At 52.9% G+C, this 20214-nt stretch carries 13 protein-coding genes and 3 rRNA genes; 12 read left to right on the forward strand and 4 right to left on the reverse strand.

Annotated features, from left to right (window positions below):
* From dnaA to NZD86_RS00040, 8 genes are all read left to right on the forward strand, one after another.
* Complete coding sequence (gene dnaA, locus NZD86_RS00005; RefSeq protein WP_268044438.1) at positions 1-1386, forward strand: chromosomal replication initiator protein DnaA; 1386 nt, start codon at positions 1-3, stop codon at positions 1384-1386.
* A gap of 230 nt (positions 1387-1616) precedes the next feature.
* On the forward strand, positions 1617-2738 hold the full coding sequence (gene dnaN, locus NZD86_RS00010; RefSeq protein WP_268044440.1) for a DNA polymerase III subunit beta: 1122 nt from the start codon (positions 1617-1619) through the stop codon (positions 2736-2738).
* A 12-nt stretch (positions 2739-2750) separates the two neighbouring features.
* The gene (locus tag NZD86_RS00015; RefSeq protein WP_268044442.1) at positions 2751-2975 is read left to right on the forward strand and encodes an RNA-binding S4 domain-containing protein; all 225 of its coding nucleotides are present in this window, start codon (positions 2751-2753) and stop codon (positions 2973-2975) included.
* Complete coding sequence (gene recF / locus NZD86_RS00020) at positions 2962-4074, forward strand: DNA replication/repair protein RecF (RefSeq protein WP_268044443.1); 1113 nt, start codon at positions 2962-2964, stop codon at positions 4072-4074. The genes NZD86_RS00015 and recF overlap by 14 nt, the downstream gene beginning before the upstream one ends.
* 90 nt (positions 4075-4164) lie before the next feature.
* Positions 4165-6069 (forward strand): DNA topoisomerase (ATP-hydrolyzing) subunit B, encoded by a 1905-nt coding sequence (gene gyrB, locus NZD86_RS00025; RefSeq protein ID WP_268044444.1) that lies wholly within the window; start codon positions 4165-4167, stop codon positions 6067-6069.
* A gap of 62 nt (positions 6070-6131) precedes the next feature.
* A complete protein-coding gene (gene gyrA / locus NZD86_RS00030; RefSeq protein ID WP_268044445.1) occupies positions 6132-8597 on the forward strand; it encodes a DNA gyrase subunit A in 2466 nt (821 codons plus the stop codon).
* 335 nt (positions 8598-8932) lie between these two features.
* The gene (locus NZD86_RS00035; RefSeq protein WP_268047022.1) at positions 8933-9799 is read left to right on the forward strand and encodes an ATP-binding cassette domain-containing protein; all 867 of its coding nucleotides are present in this window, start codon (positions 8933-8935) and stop codon (positions 9797-9799) included.
* Positions 9796-10002, forward strand: a complete 207-nt coding sequence (locus NZD86_RS00040) for a hypothetical protein (RefSeq protein WP_268044446.1) — start codon at positions 9796-9798, stop codon at positions 10000-10002. The genes NZD86_RS00035 and NZD86_RS00040 overlap by 4 nt, the downstream gene beginning before the upstream one ends.
* A 143-nt stretch (positions 10003-10145) precedes the next feature.
* On the opposite strand, the gene NZD86_RS00045 is transcribed toward NZD86_RS00040, so the two are convergent.
* The gene (locus tag NZD86_RS00045; RefSeq protein WP_268044447.1) at positions 10146-10268 is read right to left on the reverse strand and encodes a hypothetical protein; all 123 of its coding nucleotides are present in this window, start codon (positions 10266-10268) and stop codon (positions 10146-10148) included.
* Positions 10269-10522: 254 nt separating this feature from the next.
* Between NZD86_RS00045 and NZD86_RS00050 the strand changes: the two genes are divergently transcribed.
* The 3 genes from NZD86_RS00050 (at position 10523) to rrf (ending at position 15592) form a co-directional block, all read left to right on the forward strand.
* Positions 10523-12054, forward strand: a 16S ribosomal RNA gene (locus tag NZD86_RS00050).
* A 294-nt stretch (positions 12055-12348) separates the two neighbouring features.
* Positions 12349-15288: ribosomal RNA gene (locus tag NZD86_RS00055) — 23S ribosomal RNA — on the forward strand.
* 187 nt (positions 15289-15475) lie between these two features.
* Positions 15476-15592, forward strand: a 5S ribosomal RNA gene (rrf, locus tag NZD86_RS00060).
* Together the 16S, 23S and 5S rRNA genes form the textbook arrangement of a ribosomal RNA operon.
* A 447-nt stretch (positions 15593-16039) precedes the next feature.
* Here rrf and NZD86_RS00065 read toward each other — a convergent pair.
* The 3 genes from NZD86_RS00065 to NZD86_RS00075 all read right to left on the reverse strand — a co-directional run bounded on the left by NZD86_RS00065 (position 16040) and on the right by NZD86_RS00075 (position 18409).
* Positions 16040-16324 (reverse strand): hypothetical protein, encoded by a 285-nt coding sequence (locus tag NZD86_RS00065; RefSeq protein WP_268044448.1) that lies wholly within the window; start codon positions 16322-16324, stop codon positions 16040-16042.
* Positions 16325-16604: 280 nt separating this feature from the next.
* Complete coding sequence (locus NZD86_RS00070; protein WP_268044449.1) at positions 16605-17663, reverse strand: hypothetical protein; 1059 nt, start codon at positions 17661-17663, stop codon at positions 16605-16607.
* Positions 17633-18409 carry an ABC transporter permease subunit gene (locus tag NZD86_RS00075; RefSeq protein WP_268044450.1) on the reverse strand — a complete coding sequence of 259 codons (777 nt, stop codon included), beginning with the start codon at positions 18407-18409 and terminating at the stop codon, positions 17633-17635. The genes NZD86_RS00070 and NZD86_RS00075 overlap by 31 nt, the downstream gene beginning before the upstream one ends.
* A gap of 280 nt (positions 18410-18689) precedes the next feature.
* On the opposite strand from NZD86_RS00075, the gene guaB reads away from it, so the two are divergent.
* Complete coding sequence (guaB, locus tag NZD86_RS00080; RefSeq protein WP_268044451.1) at positions 18690-20162, forward strand: IMP dehydrogenase; 1473 nt, start codon at positions 18690-18692, stop codon at positions 20160-20162.
* Positions 20163-20214 lie beyond the last annotated feature (52 nt).

Below are 20214 nucleotides of genomic sequence, written 5' to 3' on the forward strand. Positions count from 1 at the left end.
ATGAGTGCGCGTTTAGACACAAAATACTTCGATGGCCTCTGGAGCCAAGTGCTGGCCATGATGAAGGAGCGCCTATCCGGCCCAACCTTTGAAACATGGTTCGAGGGCACGAAGATTTTAAAGTATGACTCGGCGAACCATTCGTTATTCATCTATACGCCGACGCCATTCGTGAAGAATTGGATCGAGGAGCACTACACAAACACCATTCAGAACATGATCATCGCTTTAACGGAACAGGAGTATCGCATTCAGTTTGTGACCGACTGGTCGGAAGACAAACAGGATACGCTGCCCGTTCGCAAGCCGCTCCATCCTGAACTGTACGCACCTGCAGAAGACGAAGCCGATCAACCACAGGGCACACTCATTCAACGCTACACGTTTGAGACGTTCGTCATCGGTGCGAGCAACCGATTTGCCCACGCAGCTTGTCTTGCCGTAGCCGAGCGACCAGCCCAGGGCTACAACCCCTTATTTATTTACGGCGGAGTCGGTCTCGGTAAAACGCACTTGATGCACGCTGTAGGTCACTTCGTCAAGACACACGATCCGTCCGCAAAAATCTCTTACTTATCTTCAGAACGATTCACCAATGAATTCATCACGTCCATTCGAGAGAATTCAACCGAATCATTCCGCAATCGCTATCGATCCATCGACGTCCTGTTAATCGACGATATTCAGTTTCTCGCTAACAAAGAGCAGACCCAGGAGGAGTTTTTCCACACCTTCAACAGCTTGCACGAAGCGGGAAAGCAAATTGTCATCAGCAGTGATCGGCCGCCAAGGGAAATTCCAACACTGGAAGATCGTTTGCGATCCCGTTTTGAATGGGGACTCATCACGGACATTCAACCGCCTGATCTCGAGACGCGCATCGCCATTTTGCAGCGCAAAGCACGCTCTGAGGGCCTCGAGATATCCGAAGAAGTCCTGTCCTACATCGCCAATCAAATCGATTCAAATATTCGGGAATTAGAAGGTGCGCTGATTCGCGTTGTTGCCTATTCCTCTCTCGTCAACGAAGATGTGTCTCCGCAGTTGGCACAAGCGGCATTAAAGGACATCATTGCGCCGGATCGACCAAGAACGGTCACCGTCTCACACGTACAAAAAATCATCGGTGATCACTTTGGATTGAGAATGGATGATCTGAAAGGTAAAAAGCGCACCCGAAACATGGCCTTTCCGCGCCAAATCGCCATGTACCTCACGCGCGAGCTGACGGATATGTCTCTACCGAGGATCGGGGAAGCATTTGGAGGACGAGATCATACGACGGTTTTGCATGCGTGCGACCGAATTAACGAGGAGATTGCGAAGGACCCTGAACTGAAAGCAACAATTGACAGATTGGCACAGGCAATTCGAACCCTTACGTGATTATCCACATGTGGACAACGTATCTGTGCACGAGACGTTAACCTATCCACAAATTTATTAACAGGCTGTTGATTGATAGTTTCACTAGATTTATAGGTTATCCACATATTCACCGTGCCTACTACGATTAATACTATTTTTATCTACGATCCTAAATCCTAATCCTATATACTTTAGCGTGAGGGATTTTGACGATCTGGCACGGAATTTGGAAGGAGCACGCCACCATCATGCGTTTTTCCATTCAAAAGGCAGCACTTATGCAAGCGATACAAACAGTGTCGAAGGCAGTTGCAGTGAGAACAACAAAACAAGTACTGTCCGGCATCCTACTAGATGTCCGTGACCAAGAGATCATTGCCACAGCCTACGATTTGGAACTTGGAATTCAAACGCGAATTGTCGGCTCCGAGGATAACCAGCTGAAAATCGAGCAGCCTGGATCCATTGTGCTCCCAGCTCGATATTTCTCTGAAGTCATTCGCAAACTTCCGGATACAGTCATTACTATGCAGGTAGCGAACAACTATATGACGGAAATTTCAACAGCATCTGTTCAGTTTCATCTGCATGGAATTGATGCGGAAGAATTTCCGAAACTTCCTTCGTTTGTTGGCGTTCAAGGTCTTCAAGTACAGTCTTCGATGCTCGGGGATCTCATCAGAACGACTGCATTTGCCACAGCGAATACGGAAGTTCGACCGATTTTGACAGGCATCAACATTCAATGCGCAAACGATAAACTCACTTTTACAGCGACAGATGGACTCCGTCTTGCAACGCACTATGTCACACTGACTGACGCACCAAAGTGGCAGGCCGTCATCCCAGGTAAATCGCTGATTGAATTGACGAAAATCTTGGCTTCCGGAGACGATATCGTCGAATTATATCTCACTGAAAGTCACAGTCTATTTGTCAGTGGGGATACACGTTTCTACACGCGTCTCATCGACGGTACATATCCGGACACGTCACGCATTATCCCGAACGGCCACAAAACAGAAGTAATTGTCCCTGGGGATGACTTGCTTGGAGCGATTGACCGTGCTGCTTTGATTGCACGGGATAGGGACAACCACATGGTTCGGTTGGAACTTGAAAATACCGTCCTAACCGTGTCCTCAAACTCCCCGGAAATTGGAAATGTTTCGGAAACAGTTGAAAGTGAACAAAAAACAGGCGATGATTTACAGATTGCCTTTAATGCGCGATACGTATTGGATGCATTGCGGGCCCTAGACGCTGCTCAGCTGACCATTCGTTTCAACGGATCGACACAGGCGTTTGTCATTGAGAAAACCGGAGACAAGTCAGTCCTCCAACTGATCTCACCGGTTCTTTGGAGGTAAACGAAAACCAAAATGGAAATTCGTTTCTCGGGAACCCATATCACCGTTGGCCAATTGTTAAAAAAGCTTGATATTGTTTCTTCTGGTGGCGAAGTGAAAATCTACCTGGAGGAACAGCCAATCAAAGTGAACGGTCAAACGGAATCCCGCAGAGGCCGGAAGCTGGTATCTGGGGATAGTGTTCAAATTGGTCGAAAGTCATATCTGTTAAAGGGCGACCCAAATGTTTCTGACTGACCTGACGCTCAGTCACTTCCGGAACTACGAGCATCAAGCCATTCAGTTGTCCCCTAATGTCAACGTGTTTTGCGGTGAAAACGGACAAGGAAAAACAAACGCACTCGAGGCAATCGGCCTTCTCGCCATCGGTAAATCCCATCGAACAAGTCGAGATAAGGATTTGATCTCCTGGAACGAGGACAGCGCAGTCATCGATGGGATTGTGGAATCCATGCACGGGCTTCGAAAATTGCGGCTTGAACTGGGGAGTGCAGGACGCAAAGCTTATGTGAATCGAGTGCAGCAGATGAAAATGACCGATTTCGTCGGTCATTTTCAAGTTGTGTTATTTGCACCCGAAGATCTACAGTTGGTCAAGGGTGGCCCCAAAGAACGTCGTCGTTTTATTGATGTCGAGTTGGGACAAACGCAGCCGCTCTATCTTCATCACCTAGCAAATTACAATCGGACGCTTCAGCAGCGAAACAAACTGTTGAAAAACGGCGTTTATGACGACACCTACCTCGCTTCCTTTGACGAACAGCTAGCGCAGTATGGAGCGCACGTCGTGCAACGTCGATTTCGCTTTCTTGCACAGTTGCAGCCGGTAGCCAACCAAGTCTATGTCGATATCTCGGAAGGACGAGAATTGTTCGACTTCAAGTACATGTCGACGATTCCACGGGCGAACCTGGACATGTCTCTCGAACAGATTGCGAGTCAGTTTGAGAGATCGCTTTCGGACAAGCGGCAAACGGATATGCGCATGGGATACACAACCGTTGGACCGCACCGAGATGACATCCAACTACTGCTCAACGGACAGGACGTTCAGAGTTTCGCGAGTCAGGGACAGCAACGGACTATCGCGTTATCATTGCGATTGGCCGAGATCGATTTTATTTACAGGGAAATAGGGGAATATCCAGTACTCCTGTTGGATGACGTACTTTCAGAATTAGATGACAAACGCCAACGAAATCTCGTATTGTCAATGAGTCAGAAAGTCCAGACCATCATCACCACGACGAGCTTGTTTCACCTAGAGGATGAGCTGGCCGGGGCCGCACGACTGTTTCATGTGGCTTCTGGTATAATAACGGAGGATAACGTCTGAAACGACGAGAACTCGGCGAGTATGCCTAGTAATAACAGTTGAACGTGACATTGTGCGGGATTGATGCGCGCACATGTGGAGGGAAACTAGTTGTCAGAACAAGTTTATGATGAATCCCAAATAGAAGTCCTTGAGGGCCTTCAAGCTGTACGCAAACGCCCAGGTATGTACATTGGTTCAACGAGTGGAAAAGGACTTCACCATCTCGTTTGGGAAATCGTGGATAACGCTGTTGACGAGGCACTTGCCGGTCGTTGTACGCGCATTATCGTGCAGGTCCACCAGGACAACAGTGTCACGGTTATCGATAATGGGGCCGGGTTCCCGGTCGGTATTCACCACAAGACGGGCCGTCCTGCCGTTGAAACAGCACTCACCGTGTTGCACGCGGGAGGTAAATTCGGTGGATCGGGTTACAAGGTGTCCGGTGGCTTGCACGGCGTTGGCGCATCTGTCGTTAATGCGCTCTCCGTTTGGATGAAAGTTGAAGTGCACCGCGATGGCAATGTGTATGTGCAGGAATACGAACGCGGTAAGCCACTGTACGATCTCAAGGTAGTCGGAACCACCGACAGAACAGGGACAACGGTGAGTTTCCGGCCGGATCCAGAAATCTTTACGGAAACCACCGAATTCCAGGTAGACGTTCTTCAAGGACGTTTACGCGAATTGGCGTTCCTCAATGCCGGTCTCGCCATTGTCTTGGAAGATGAGCGCGAAGGCGGCAAGCGGAACGAATATCACTACGAGGGCGGCGTCAAGGAGTTTGTCAAGTACATCAACCACTCCAAAGATGTGCTCTTCCCGGAACCTGTATTCGTTGCCGGTGTCCGGGAAGATGTTACGGTTGAAGTCGCGCTCCAATACAATGACGGGTATTCTTCAGTCATTTACTCCTTCGCCAATAACATCAACACGCACGAAGGCGGCACGCACGAGTCTGGATTCAAGAGTGCTCTGACGCGCGTCATTAATGATTACGGCCGCAAGAACAACTTGATCAAGGGCAACGAAGGAAACCTGACAGGCGATGACGTTCGCGAGGGGCTCGCCGCTGTCGTCAGTGTCAAAGTCACCGAGCCACAGTTTGAAGGTCAGACGAAGACCAAACTTGGCAACAGTGAAGTTCGCGGAATCGTGGAGAGTTTATTCGGTGAAAAGCTGCAGACATTTCTCGATGAGAATCCATCAACTGCGCGTCGCATCATCGACAAGTGCGTCACGGCCGCCCGTGCCCGCGAAGCGGCCAAGCGGGCACGCGAACTGACTCGTCGCAAGAGTGCTTTGGAAGTCACGTCGCTTCCTGGCAAGCTGACTGACTGTGTCTCCAAGGATCCAGAAACCTCGGAGCTGTACCTGGTCGAGGGTGACTCCGCTGGCGGATCGGCAAAAGGCGGACGCGATCCGCAGCATCAAGCCATTCTTCCCCTTCGTGGGAAGATCATCAACGTGGAAAAGGCACGGCTCGACAAGATTCTGTCCAACGAAGAAATTCGCGCCATCATTACGGCGTGTGGCACCGGGATCGGTGATGAGTTCGACCTATCGAAGGCGCGCTATCATAAAGTGGTCATCATGACGGATGCCGATCACGACGGCAGCCACATTCGCATTCTTTTGTTGACCTTGTTCTATCGCTTCATGCGTCAGTTTATCGACGCTGGCTATATTTACATCGCCCAACCTCCACTTTATAAAATCACGAAGGGCAAGACGATTCGTTACGCTTACTCCGACGCTGAGTTGGAAAGAGCCATGGAGGAAATGGGCCGCACGGGTATTGGTCTGCAGCGTTATAAAGGTCTTGGCGAGATGAACGCCGAACAGTTGTGGGAAACCACGATGGATCCGGAATCACGAACGCTGCTGCAAGTGACGATGGAAGACGCAATGGATGCGGACATGATCTTCAGCACACTGATGGGAGATAAAGTTGAGCCGCGTCGTGATTTCATCGCAGAAAACGCGCGTTACGTCCGCAATTTGGACGTGTAATGTGCTTGAATACGTGCTCGACAAGATTCATCGTCGAGCACTCCTTGAAGGAGTGAGCCTGTTTGGCAGAAGACCATAACAGTGGCGTACTACCGATTGACATTAGTCAAGAAATCAGAAATTCGTTCATGGACTACGCGATGAGCGTTATCGTCGCGCGTGCCATTCCAGACGTTCGAGACGGACTGAAGCCTGTTCACCGTCGGATTTTGTACGCCATGTACGACGCCGGAATGACCCACGACAAGCCATATAAGAAATCCGCACGTATCGTCGGCGATGTGCTCGGTAAGTTTCACCCGCACGGCGATTCGTCAGTGTACGACGCGTTGGTGCGTCTCGCACAGGATTTTTCAACTCGCTATCCACTCGTTGACGGCCACGGTAACTTCGGGTCCATCGACGGTGACTCGGCGGCCGCTATGCGATATACGGAATCTCGCATGTCCGCTATCGCCATGGAACTCCTGCGCGATATCAATAAAGAAACCGTTGACTTCATGCCGAACTACGACGAGACGGAACAGGAACCAAGAGTGCTGCCGTCGCGTTTCCCGAATTTGCTCGTCAACGGATCATCCGGTATCGCCGTCGGCATGGCAACAAACATTCCACCGCACAATTTGCGGGAAATCATCGACGGTGTGACAACCATCATCGACAATCCGGATGCAACCGTTGATGATCTGATGAAAGTCATCAAAGGCCCTGATTTTCCTACCGGCGGGATCATTTTAGGTCGTGACGGCATTCGCAAAGCTTACGAGACGGGACGTGGTTCCATCCCCATTCGGGCCGTCACGCACTTTGAGGAAATGTCGGGCGGCAAAACGCGGATTGTCGTCACGCAAATCCCATATCAGCAGAACAAGGCGCGTTTGGTTGAGAAAATCGCAGAACTGGCGCGCGACAAGAAGATCGATGGGATTACGGACTTGCGAGACGAATCGGATCGCAAAGGAATGCGTGTCGTCGTGGAGCTTCGCCGAGATGTCCGCCCACAGATCGTGTTGAACAACTTGTTCAAGCACACGGGCCTTCAGACAAGCTTCGGTGTCATCAACTTGGCACTCGTCAACGGCGAACCAAAGGTGCTCTCGCTTAAGGACACCTTGTATCACTACTTAAACCATCAACGCGAAGTAGTCCGTCGGCGTACGCAATACGAGTTGAATAAGGCAGAGGCGCGCGCGCACATCCTGCAAGGTTTGCGCATTGCCCTCGACAACCTGGATGAAGTCATCAGTCTCATTCGGGCATCACAAACTGCCGAGATCGCTCGGAATGGCTTGATGGACCGGTTTGCTCTGTCGGAGGAGCAAGCGCAAGCGATTCTCGACATGCGTTTGCAACGGTTGACAGGTCTGGAACGTGAGAAAATCGAGGCAGAGTACGCGGAACTTTTGGAGCGCATTAAGGAGTATAAAGCGATTTTGGCTGACGAACAGTTGCTGCTCGGTGTCATTCGTGACGAGTTGACGGAGATTCGCAACAAGTACGGTGATGACAGAAAAACGAAGATTATCGCTGCAGAAGGCGAAATCACCGACGAAGACCTGATTCCCGTTCACGACATTGTTGTTGCTGTCACCCACAAGGGTTATATCAAACGGATTCCGCTGTCGACTTACCACAGTCAACGGCGCGGTGGACGCGGGATGTCACTGATGGGTACACGCGACGAGGACTTTGTAGATCAGCTCCACGTCACATCAACCCACGATTACCTCCTGTTCTTTACGAATCGAGGACGGATGTACGCCATCAAGGGGTACGATGTGCCAGAGTTCAGTCGTCAAGCGCGTGGTATCCCAATCATCAACCTGCTCAACATCGAACAGGACGAGAAAATTACCGCTGTTATCCCCGTCGAGTCAATGAACCCGGATGAAATTGAGGGAATCCATTTGTTCTTTGCGACCCGGAGGGGTATTGTAAAGAAGACAGCGCTGAGCGACTATTCGAACATCCGCAAGAACGGCCTCATTGCCATTCATTTGCGCGATGATGACGAAGTGGTGGGCGTCAATTTGACGAATGGCCAGAAGGAAATCATGATGGTCACGCGCCAAGGGCTAGCCATTCGTTTCAATGAAACGGATGTTCGTACCATGGGCCGCTCCGCAACGGGTGTGAAAGGCATTGCCTTGAATGAAGATGATGAGGTCATCGCCATGGACGTCGCTGAAGATGATCACGATGTGCTCGTCGTCACATCTCGTGGTTACGGCAAGCGTACACCTGTTAAGGAATATCGTGCACAGACTCGTGGTGGTAAGGGTATTAAGACCCTCAACGTCACGAAGAAGAACGGACACGTGATTGCGATGCGTATGGTGACCGAGGAAGATGACTTGATGATCATCACTCAAGCCGGCGTTGCGATTCGCATGCACGTGAAGGGGATTTCTTCGCTCAGCCGGAACACGCAGGGTGTCCGCCTGATCAATGTCGATGAAGGCCAAGAGGTGGCAACGGTAAGCCGTGTCATGGTTGACGAGGAAGAAGAGCAAACGGTGGATGAATAATCCCCTTTCTTGATACGTTATTGAATGAGGAGGAGACTGCTATGCAGAACGTTCTTTGGACGTTTATCGTTCACACAGGCGCAATGTACCTTACATTCTTCATTTTTGTGGGATTGTGCTATCTCGTGGTGAACCAGCTCGTTCGCAAGTAACTCCTTCTCTTAACAACGGAATGAAAGCAGGCGTCGGTACGTCTCGTCTGTTTCGTGAAGATAAAGGGACTGTCTCTTTGAAGCGTGATCGGATAGATGCGCTGAAGGGGACAGTCCCTTCGTTTACATGTATCCATTACAATCGATTGGTGAGAAGACGCTACTGCATACATTACAGAAAAAATAAAATCCGTTAATTATACGCATCCTTACAAAGTATTAACGGAATATACACGTTTCCCTCGTCCGCCTGAGCGACGTCACATCGGGATGGTCTTTCAAGATTTCGCGTTGTGGCCACACATGTCAGTCTCCGACAACGTGGCGTTCAGTCTCAAATTACAGGGCATCACCGGCACCGCCATGCGCGACAGAATTCACACGGTCCTCAAAATGGTGCAGATGGACGGATATGAACGCGCGTTCCCGCATCAACTGTCGGGCGGGCAAAAGCAACGGATCGCCATTGCTCGTGCACTCGCACCGAATCCAACCATCATGCTGATGGATGAACCATTGTCCAGCCTCGACGCGAAGCTGCGCGAACAGATGCGGTGGGACCTGCTATCCCTCGTCAAAGACGCCGGCATCACGACCATCTATGTCACCCATGATCAAGTCGAAGCCCTCAGCATGGCCGATCACGTCGTTCTCCTCAACGATGGGCACATTGAACAAGCTGGTGCACCAAACGATCTCTATCACCGACCCAACACGACATTCGCCGCCACATTTGTCGGTGCCTCGAACATTTTCTCCGGACACATCGCGGGGATTCACGGGGACTCGGTTGGAGGAATCGCATTCCGATCCCCCCTCTCCCAAATCCCCGAAAACACGCTCAAGTTCATCGTTGGCGTCATGTTGACAAGCTTTGGGGCGTTCTGGATAGGTGAGGGAATCGGCGTTCATTGGCCCCAAGCGGATCTCTCCCTGGTCTACATCATTGCAACGCTTCTCATGTACTCCTGGTTGCAGGTTACGAGCTTACGCAGCCGATTGCGCACGCACTACACGTCGCACTCAGTATCGGTAGGGTTGCACAGATGAAGGTGATCAAAGTACTTTGGGGACTTATCTTCGACGACTGGCGCCTCGTGCTCACCCTGGTTATCGGCCTCATTCTTTCAGCGATCCTGGCCCTCGCCCACATCAAACTCGCCGCCGCCATTGTCTTTTGGTTGTTCCTTCCCCTCTCCTTATGGATTTCCATCGAGGCGGAGTTGAGGAAGAGGCTAAGAAAAGGCCAGTAATCGAACATGTCTCCCGGGAGGACAGTATGCATCTCTATTTAAGTGCCCACTCCATGTATGACCACTCGATCCGTCAGAGCAATATCTCACATTTACAGAACGTCTACAGAACGTCGCGCATAACGTCGACGCTAGCTCACCGCTCAATAATGGCCATCAGCCACGATAGTCTGCATGATCCTCCGATCCGTTGCGTAGCCATATTCGAGATTGGCAGCACCGAAGACGTTAGACTTTGTTTGCTGAAGCTTGGCTCGTTCCTTCACTTGTACCTGTTAAATAATAAATACAACAAAAAAACTTAAATTCATGTTTGACATACGTTTAGGACGGTGGTATATTAATCGATGTCGCTACGGCGGCCATGTGATTTAACACCCGCCATCGTGCAGTTGTACTGCAACGTTATGATGACGGATTTGGTTCCTTGAAAACTAAACACACCACGCCTGAAAGTTTCAGTCGAGACAACTTCGGTTGTCGCGACAAACGGATAACATTCTGGCGAACGCCAGTAACATTTATTGAGAGTTTGATCCTGGCTCAGGACGAACGCTGGCGGCGTGCCTAATACATGCAAGTCGAGCGGACATCTTCGGATGTCAGCGGCGGACGGGTGAGTAACACGTGGGCAATCTGCCTACCAGACTGGAATAACACTCGGAAACGGGTGCTAATGCTGGATAACATTCACGAAGGCATCTTCGTGAATTGAAAGATGCAAATGCATCACTGGTAGAGGAGCCCGCGGCGCATTAGCTAGTTGGTGAGGTAACGGCTCACCAAGGCGACGATGCGTAGCCGACCTGAGAGGGTGACCGGCCACACTGGGACTGAGACACGGCCCAGACTCCTACGGGAGGCAGCAGTAGGGAATCTTCCGCAATGGGCGCAAGCCTGACGGAGCAACGCCGCGTGAGCGAAGAAGGCCTTCGGGTTGTAAAGCTCTGTTGCTCGGGGAGAGAGACAAGGAGAGTGGAAAGCTCCTTGTGAGACGGTACCGAGTGAGGAAGCCCCGGCTAACTACGTGCCAGCAGCCGCGGTAATACGTAGGGGGCAAGCGTTGTCCGGAATCACTGGGCGTAAAGCGTGCGTAGGCGGTTACGTGTGTCTGGAGTGAAAGTCCAAGGCTCAACCTTGGGACTGCTCTGGAAACTGCGCAACTTGAGTGCTGGAGAGGCAAGGGGAATTCCACGTGTAGCGGTGAAATGCGTAGATATGTGGAGGAATACCAGTGGCGAAGGCGCCTTGCTGGACAGTGACTGACGCTGAGGCACGAAAGCGTGGGGAGCAAACAGGATTAGATACCCTGGTAGTCCACGCCGTAAACGATGAGTGCTAGGTGTTGGGGGACACACCCCAGTGCCGAAGGAAACCCAATAAGCACTCCGCCTGGGGAGTACGGTCGCAAGACTGAAACTCAAAGGAATTGACGGGGGCCCGCACAAGCAGTGGAGCATGTGGTTTAATTCGAAGCAACGCGAAGAACCTTACCAGGGCTTGACATCCCTCTGACAGGTGCAGAGATGTACCTTCCCTTCGGGGCAGGGGTGACAGGTGGTGCATGGTTGTCGTCAGCTCGTGTCGTGAGATGTTGGGTTAAGTCCCGCAACGAGCGCAACCCTTGACCTGTGTTACCAGCACGTAATGGTGGGGACTCACAGGTGACTGCCGGCGTAAGTCGGAGGAAGGCGGGGATGACGTCAAATCATCATGCCCTTTATGTCCTGGGCTACACACGTGCTACAATGGGCGGTACAACGGGAAGCGAAGCCGCGAGGTGGAGCCAAACCTAAAAAGCCGTTCGTAGTTCGGATTGCAGGCTGCAACTCGCCTGCATGAAGCCGGAATTGCTAGTAATCGCGGATCAGCATGCCGCGGTGAATCCGTTCCCGGGCCTTGTACACACCGCCCGTCACACCACGAGAGTCGGCAACACCCGAAGTCGGTGAGGTAACCTTTTGGAGCCAGCCGCCGAAGGTGGGGTTGATGATTGGGGTGAAGTCGTAACAAGGTAGCCGTATCGGAAGGTGCGGCTGGATCACCTCCTTTCTACGGAGAAACACCCTTTCAGGTCGTGGGAATGTGTTTAGTTTTGAGGGAGCCAAAGAGTCTTCGTGACTCAGGCAAACTCAAGGTACCTTGGCAACTGAATATGGAACAACCTCGAAAGTAAAAACCGGTATCCGAAATGCGAGTAACAGGTTAACGTAACCGGGAAGTATAAGCCAAAGAGGTGCGAGGAGTACGAGGAACGAGGAGGGCAACGCACTGAGCGTACATAAGTACGTGAGGGAGTTGGCCGACGAGTGACGAAGTAATCCGAAGTGCATCTGAAGGCGACACGGTGAAGTTAGAAAGAGCGCACGGAGGATGCCTAGGCGCCAAGAGCCGAAGAAGGACGGGGCGAACACCGAAATGCCACGGGGAGCTGTAAGCGAGCATTGATCCGTGGGTGTCCGAATGGGGAAACCTGCTAGTGTGAAGCGCTAGTACCGTACAGTGAATACATAGCTGTGCGGAGGCAACCGAGGGAACTGAAACATCTAAGTACCTCGAGGAAAAGAAAGCGAACGCGATTCCGTAAGTAGTGGCGAGCGAAAGCGGAGAAGCCTAAACCGTATACGTGGTACAGACTGCAGTCGATGCGTATGCGGGGTCGAGGGGCTGTAAGTGGGGACCTGCAGGGAACCAACTGGAAAGAATCCATAGGAGAACGGCATGGGAAGGCCGGCCATAGACGGTGAGAGCCCGGTAACTGAAATGGATTGTGGAAAGTGATACAGACCCCAAGTACTGCGGGACACGAGGAATCCCGTGGGAATCTGGGAGGACCACCTCCTAAGGCTAAATACTCCTTGGCGACCGATAGCGGATAGTACCGTGAGGGAAAGGTGAAAAGGACCGCGGGAGCGGAGTGAAAGAGAACCTGAAACCGTGTGCTTACAAGCAGTCGGAGCATGCATGACATGTGACGGCGTGCCTTTTGTAGAATGAACCGGCGAGTGATGATGGCAAGCAAGGTTAAGGCGAAGGAGCCGAAGCCGAAGCGAAAGCGAGTCTGAAGAGGGCGAATAAGTTTGTCGTCATCGACCCGAAACCGGGTGATCTACCCCTGGTCAGGGTGAAGTGCGGGTAACACCGCATGGAGGCCCGAACCCACTGGCGTTGAAAAGCCAGGGGATGAACTGGGGGTAGGGGAGAAATTCCAATCGAACCCGGAGATAGCTGGTTCTCCCCGAAATAGCTTGAGGGCTAGCGTCAGGGAATGAGAAGTGGAGGTAGAGCACTGATTGGGTGCGGGGCCCGCGAGGGTTACCAAGCTCAGTCAAACTGCGAATGCCACTTTGTCGAAGAACCTGGCAGTCAGACTACGAGTGATAAGACCCGTGGTCAAGAGGGAAACAGCCCAGACCAACAGCTAAGGTCCCAAAGTACTGGTTCAGTGGGGAACGATGTGGCGTTGCACAGACAACCAGGATGTTGGCTTAGAAGCAGCCACCATTTAAAGAGTGCGTAATAGCTCACTGGTCGAGTGGCGCTGCGCGGAAAATGTAACGGGGCTAAACCAGACACCGAAGCTATGGATGGAAACATGGTAGGGGAGCGTTCCATTTGCGGGGAAGCTGTGCTGGAAGGCATGGTGGAGCGGATGGAAGTGAGAATGCCGGTATGAGTAGCGAAAAGACAAGTGAGAATCTTGTCCGCCGAAAGCCCAAGGTTTCCTGGGGAAGGCTCGTCCGCCCAGGGTAAGTCGGGACCTAAGGCGAGGCCGAAAGGCGTAGTCGAAGGACAACAGGTTGAAATTCCTGTACCACCGCGGAGCGTTTGAGCGAAGGGGTAACGCAGGAGGCTGAAGGAAGCGGCCGGATGGAAGAGGCCGTCCAAGCAGTGAGCGTGGAGTGTAGGGAAATCCGCACTCCGTGAAGCGTGAGCTGTGATGGGGAGCGAAGAACAGTAGCGAAGTCCTGTAAGTCACACTGCCGAGAAAAGCCTCTAGTGAGTGAAGTGGTGCCCGTACCGGAAACCGACACAGGTGGGCGCGTGGAGAACACGAAGGCGCGCGGGAGAACTCTCGTTAAGGAACTCGGCAAAATGGCCCCGTAACTTCGGGAGAAGGGGCGCTTCGAGAGAAGCCGCAGTGAAAAGGCCCAAGCGACTGTTTAGCAAAAACACAGGTCTCTGCGAAGCCGAAAGGCGAAGTATAGGGGCTGACGCCTGCCCGGTGCTGGAAGGTTAAGAGGAGGGGTTAGGGAAACCGAAGCTCCGAATTGAAGCCCCAGTAAACGGCGGCCGTAACTATAACGGTCCTAAGGTAGCGAAATTCCTTGTCAGGTAAGTTCTGACCCGCACGAAAGGCGTAACGACTTGGGCGCTGTCTCAACGAGAGACCCGGTGAAATTGTAATACCTGTGAAGATGCAGGTTACCCGCGGTTAGACGGAAAGACCCCGTGGAGCTTGACTGTAGCTTGATATGGGATACGGGTACGTCATGTACAGGATAGGTGGGAGACAGAGAAGCTTGGGCGCCAGCCTGAGTGGAGTCGGCGTTGGGATACCACCCTTGAGGTACTTGTGTTCTAACCTAGGACCATAACCTGGTTCGGGGACAGTGTCAGGTGGACAGTTTGACTGGGGCGGTCGCCTCCAAAAGAGTAACGGAGGCGCCCAAAGGTTCCCTCAGCGCGGATGGAAATCGCGCGGTGCGTGTAAAGGCAAAAGGGAGCTTGACTGCGAGACGGACAGGTCGAGCAGGGACGAAAGTCGGGCTTAGTGACCCGGTGGCACCGAGTGGAAGGGCCATCGCTCAACGGATAAAAGCTACCCCGGGGATAACAGGCTGATCTCCCCCAAGAGTTCACATCGACGGGGAGGTTTGGCACCTCGATGTCGGCTCATCGCATCCTGGGGCTGAAGTCGGTCCCAAGGGTTGGGCTGTTCGCCCATTAAAGCGGTACGCGAGCTGGGTTCAGAACGTCGTGAGACAGTTCGGTCCCTATCTGCCGCGGGCGCAGGATACGTGAGAGGGTTCGTCCTTAGTACGAGAGGACCGGGATGAACCGACCGCTGGTGTACCAGTTGTTTCGCCAGAAGCATAGCTGGGTAGCCAAGTCGGGAAAGGATAAGCGCTGAAAGCATCTAAGCGCGAAGCCAGCCTCAAGATAACGTATCCCATCCGGATAACGGAGTAAGACCCCTTGAAGAAGACAAGGTAGATCGGTCTGGAGTGGAAGCGTAGTGATACGTGGAGCGGACAGATACGAATCGGTCGAGGGCTTCACCAGAACAGAGAGGTTGTTCCATAGTTCAGAAGCAAGGACCACAAACTGTAGCGAAAGCTGCGGTACATAGGGCGAAACCGAGGAAGAAGTATCGTTTAAGGTACAAGATGCCTTGGTGGAGGGATCGAACGAAGCGTTCTGCAGCCCGTAAGGGCGAAGCCAGCGTAGAGAGAGCCCGGAGCCCAAGCAGTCTGGTGGCCATAGCGGAGGGGAAACACCCGTACCCATACCGAACATGGACGTGAAGACCTCCAGCGCCAAGGATACTTGGAGGGAGACCTCCTGGGAAAGTAGGACGTTGCCAGGCGAGAGAGAGAAAGAGCCCTTTAGGGAGCAGAGGATGCTGCCTTGAGGGCTCTTTTGTTTTGTTGCACGGAGGAAGGTGCATGAGGGGACCAATCAACATGTGACGGAGGTTTTTACAATGCGACAAAACAAATTAGAGAGGTCGCATGAACATCAGAGCCTTCATTCGGAGTGCCTGGAATAGTAGACTGCCAGTCCGCTCTTGGGGACATATCGTCACCCGAAATTGAATAGAGGAACGCGGTGCCCTTACTCGGCTATTTGTTTCTGATTAACTGCCTGGACAGCCTCGACAAAGGATTCCTGATCCCTTGTTCGCGTCTGAGTGGAGGCAAAACGCCGAACAAGGCCCCACCGCTACCTTAAGCCGCCGGGCGCTCCCGGCTCCCGGCTCGCCCCGCCCGGCTCCCGACACTCGGGAGCCCCCCGACCCGGGCCCCCCAGGCCCTCAAAGCAAATTCAGCAGCGGTATCGACTTCAACACCACCGTGACAATGCCGAATACAAGGCCGGCGGCGGCAGTACTACGTCCCGTCTGGACGACGGACGCTCTAATCATTCCAATGATGCTAAGAATTATTGCGATGACACCCATGATATGTCCGATGGGAATCCCGACGAGCGGTATCCAGGAGAGAAGAAAACCGACGATGCCAACGATGAAACCGGCTGTGGCCACTCCATTTGAGCGCGGTGATCGAGAATCCCAAAACTCGTTTCTGTTCGAATGCATATAAACTCCCCTTAATTTCTCTGATTTGTAACGAATCTTGTAATAAACCCAGTCGTGGTTGACACGACAGTAAAACCTAAAACTTGGCGTTCCTTTTGGTCCACGGTAACACCTTACACATCAAGGTACCGATAAATTCATTCACTTCGACGTACCCGCCAAATGTACCTCTGGGAATCGCCATTTTAACCGACAGCAGCGGATATATGCCATGGCCGACTGAACGTTACGCAACAATCCAATCACTCATACCTTCCAGCCGGCACAAGCCCTCCGTCATCTACATGGTCACAGAGTCTCCCCCCTCGTCCGCCGTATCCTCTGACGCCGTCCGGTTCCGCCCCCACCACGACGTCACTGATGTACTCAGCATACCAGCGACCATGGGACGTAGGCGGATGTGACCGTTCGTCCCTTGGCGAGTCCGAAGGATCGAAACGTCGAGCCGCCTTAGGCCGCTGAGGATGAAACTCAGTGATGTCATCGTCAGCGCCATAAGTAGAACGGGTGCGAACATAGGGAAGACGTTGTTGTTTTCGAAGTAGTCCTGAGCGGCTTCGCCGATGGTGGCGGACCAGGTTGGGTCCGTGAAATGGGGGAACCACCTGTCAACGTGGATCCACGTCATATTCAGTGGAAGCCCGATAAACGCCAAGAGACAGATGAGACCAAACAGTCGTGACACAAGGGAGATAAACTGTTCCCCGCATTGGATCATGTAGGGTCCAAAGTGGTGCATGACAAAGCGTGCTCCGGCGTTCGATCCGCTCGTGACAGACGCCTCCACATACGTCATGGCTTCGCTCTCCTCAAGATTGGCCTGCAGTGCATGGGCCGTGCGTCCCAATTCGAACAGCGCGAGAATGCCGAGGTAGATGATGTCGTGGACTCGGCTCCAGGTGATCGTGCCGGGGGTAGGCATGCGAAGGCCGGCCATGTTCACGTATGAGATGGTGAATGTCCACAGCGCCAGGATGATGGTCGGGATGATGGTGACCCACGAATGTAGAATGCGGATTACTGTGCGCGCGATGGGGCTGTGGGCTAAGGCGGATCGTGTGGCCAGAACGCTGGCGCAGAACAGGGTTGCGATGGCGGTTAGACCCAGAATGCCGTAGGTTGGGAGCAAGTTGTGCAGCGTCCTGCTGAACATATCGTAACCTTGTGAATCCGTACCAAGGAGATGGTGAACACTTGGTGGGTATGGCGGGAACGACATGGTGGTCGGGGTGACTTCGATTTTGTCTTGGGCTTCGGGCGACGGGATCGGGAGAATTTTGCGAATCAGCGCGAGGAGGATGAGCCCGGCTAGCAGTACAATCCGGCGATGAGTTGCCACGGGTGACGTGAGGTGGTTGTGATGTCGGTGGCGGATCGGAGCGTGTTTTGCTGATGACGATAGCCGCACACGTAGGCCAAGCCTCGAAGTATCCCGTAGGTGCAACCGAGCAGCAGGAGTGTCCCGAAGAGCAGCAAGAATGCCGTTGGCATGTCGGTGATGGTATAGAAGAAGGGCGTCGGCAGGGACACGCCGTTCAATGTCATGGGGCCCATCTCCGCGCCGCCGATGGATGTGTTGAGCAGGTTCGCGCCGATGCCATTGATGCCGAGCAGGATTTCGATCACGACGATGTTACTAAACAACATCCCCATGACGGACGTGAGGTTCGACAGCGCGACCGGCCAGACGTTTGGAAACATGTGTTTGAAGAAGACTCGGTGGGGTTTGATGCCTTTGGCTTGGGCGGTGATGATGTATTGTTGCTGGTGCTGATCGGTGACGGCGAGGCGGACCATGCGGGCGATGTACATGGGAGGCCCCAGTGCAACGACGAGCGCGCGAACGAAAAAGCTCGGCCAAAGGTGATGTCCACCGATGAAATAAAATGGTACGTGGAACTGCAGAATAAAGAACTCGAAGACTTCCAGTGATACGATGACGAATATATCCGGAACGGACTCACCAAGCCATTGCAGAGCATTGGACAGTGCGCGTAAGGGTTTGTATCTCGTCGGGTAGAGACCGTCAAAGCAGCCTTTCGCGATACCCACGATAAGCGTTGTGCCGAGGGCGATGAATTCCACCTCGAGATTTACATCAGTTTGATAATGAGACGGGTGTAAAAGGACGCACTACAAATGATAATAAAACTTGGTCAATTCTGTCTATATGAAGGAAGTGTGTCGATTTTATATGAGGACGAGGCACACTGCTGCATTACGTTGACACCCCTATAGGCCGTTGCTATACTGCATTCAATATTTTCGGCCGGACAATCATTGTGTCCGATTTTTTTATAAGCGGCTGTCCGACCGTGTCTCCTACGGGGCAAGGTAGGACTCACTATTATAAGGAGGGATTGTGATGGCAAACGCCTGGGAAACAAAGTTTGCTCAAGAGGGTTTGACGTTTGATGATGTATTACTCCTGCCTGCGCACTCCACCGTACTACCGCGGGATGTAGACGTAAGCACGCAACTGACGACCGACATTCGCTTGAATATCCCGGTGCTCAGTGCGGCAATGGACACCGTGACGAATGCGGACATGGCCATCGCCATGGCGCGAGAAGGCGGTATCGGCATTGTTCACAAAAACATGACGATAGAGGAACAGGCAGAAGAAATTGATAGAGTGAAACGGTCTGAGAGTGGGGTCATTACGAATCCCATTTTTTTAACGCCTGAACACCCCATACGCGACGCGGAAGACCTCATGGCAAAGTACCGGATTTCCGGTGTGCCTATCGTCGAGACAGGGACGCTGCGTCTCGTCGGGATCATCACCAACCGCGATCTCCGCTTTGAACGCGACTACAACCGCCCCATTCGCGAAGTTATGTCCTGCGGCAACCTCGTGACGGCTCCCGTTGGGACAACCCTTCAAGATGCAAAGGAACTACTTCGCAAGCATAAGATTGAGAAACTTCCACTTGTCGATCGCGACGGTAACCTCCGCGGCCTCATCACCATCAAGGACATCGAGAAAGCCCGCCGCTTCCCGAACTCCGCAAAAGACACCCACGGACGCTTGCTAGTAGGCGGCGCGGTGACGGTCTCCCAGGGCTTCCTCGACAGAGTCGAAGCGCTTGTCAACGCGCAGGCGGACGTCATCGTCATCGATACGGCGCACGGTCATTCGGAAGGCGTGCTGCAGGGCATTCGCGATGCGCGACAGAAGTTCCCCGACATCCAGATCATCGCAGGCAACGTGGCGACGGGCGACGGTGCGCAGGCGCTCATCGACGCGGGCGTGAATGCTGTAAAGGTCGGGATTGGGCCGGGATCGATATGTACGACGCGCGTTGTGGCGGGCGTTGGCGTCCCGCAGGTCACGGCCATCTACAACTGTGCGACCGTGGCACGCAAGGCGGGCATTCCGGTGATTGCGGACGGCGGCATCAAGTACTCCGGTGACATCGTCAAGGCGATCGCGGCTGGGGCGAGCACGGTGATGATCGGGTCGCTGTTGGCGGGGACGGAGGAGAGCCCGGGCGAGATCGAAATTTATCAAGGCCGGCAGTTTAAAGTGTACCGCGGCATGGGTTCCATCGGCGCCATGAAGGCGGGCAGCTCAGACCGGTATTTCCAAGGCGGCGAAGCGAAGAAGCTCGTGCCGGAAGGCATCGAAGGGCGCGTCGCATATCGCGGACCTGTGAGCGAGATTCTATACCAGATGGTGGGCGGATTGCGATCCGGCATGGGCTACGCCGGCGCAAACAACATTCAAAAGCTGCAGGATGAGAGCCAACTCATTCGCATCACGGCCGCTGGACTTCGCGAGAGCCACCCGCACGATGTGCAGATCACGAAAGAAGCGCCGAACTATAGCATTTGATGACAGACGCACTCATGTGTAATAGAATGAAGGGTGGAAAAATATTAAAATC

The organism is Alicyclobacillus dauci (genome assembly GCF_026651605.1).
In the GTDB taxonomy this organism is placed as follows: domain Bacteria; phylum Bacillota; class Bacilli; order Alicyclobacillales; family Alicyclobacillaceae; genus Alicyclobacillus; species Alicyclobacillus dauci.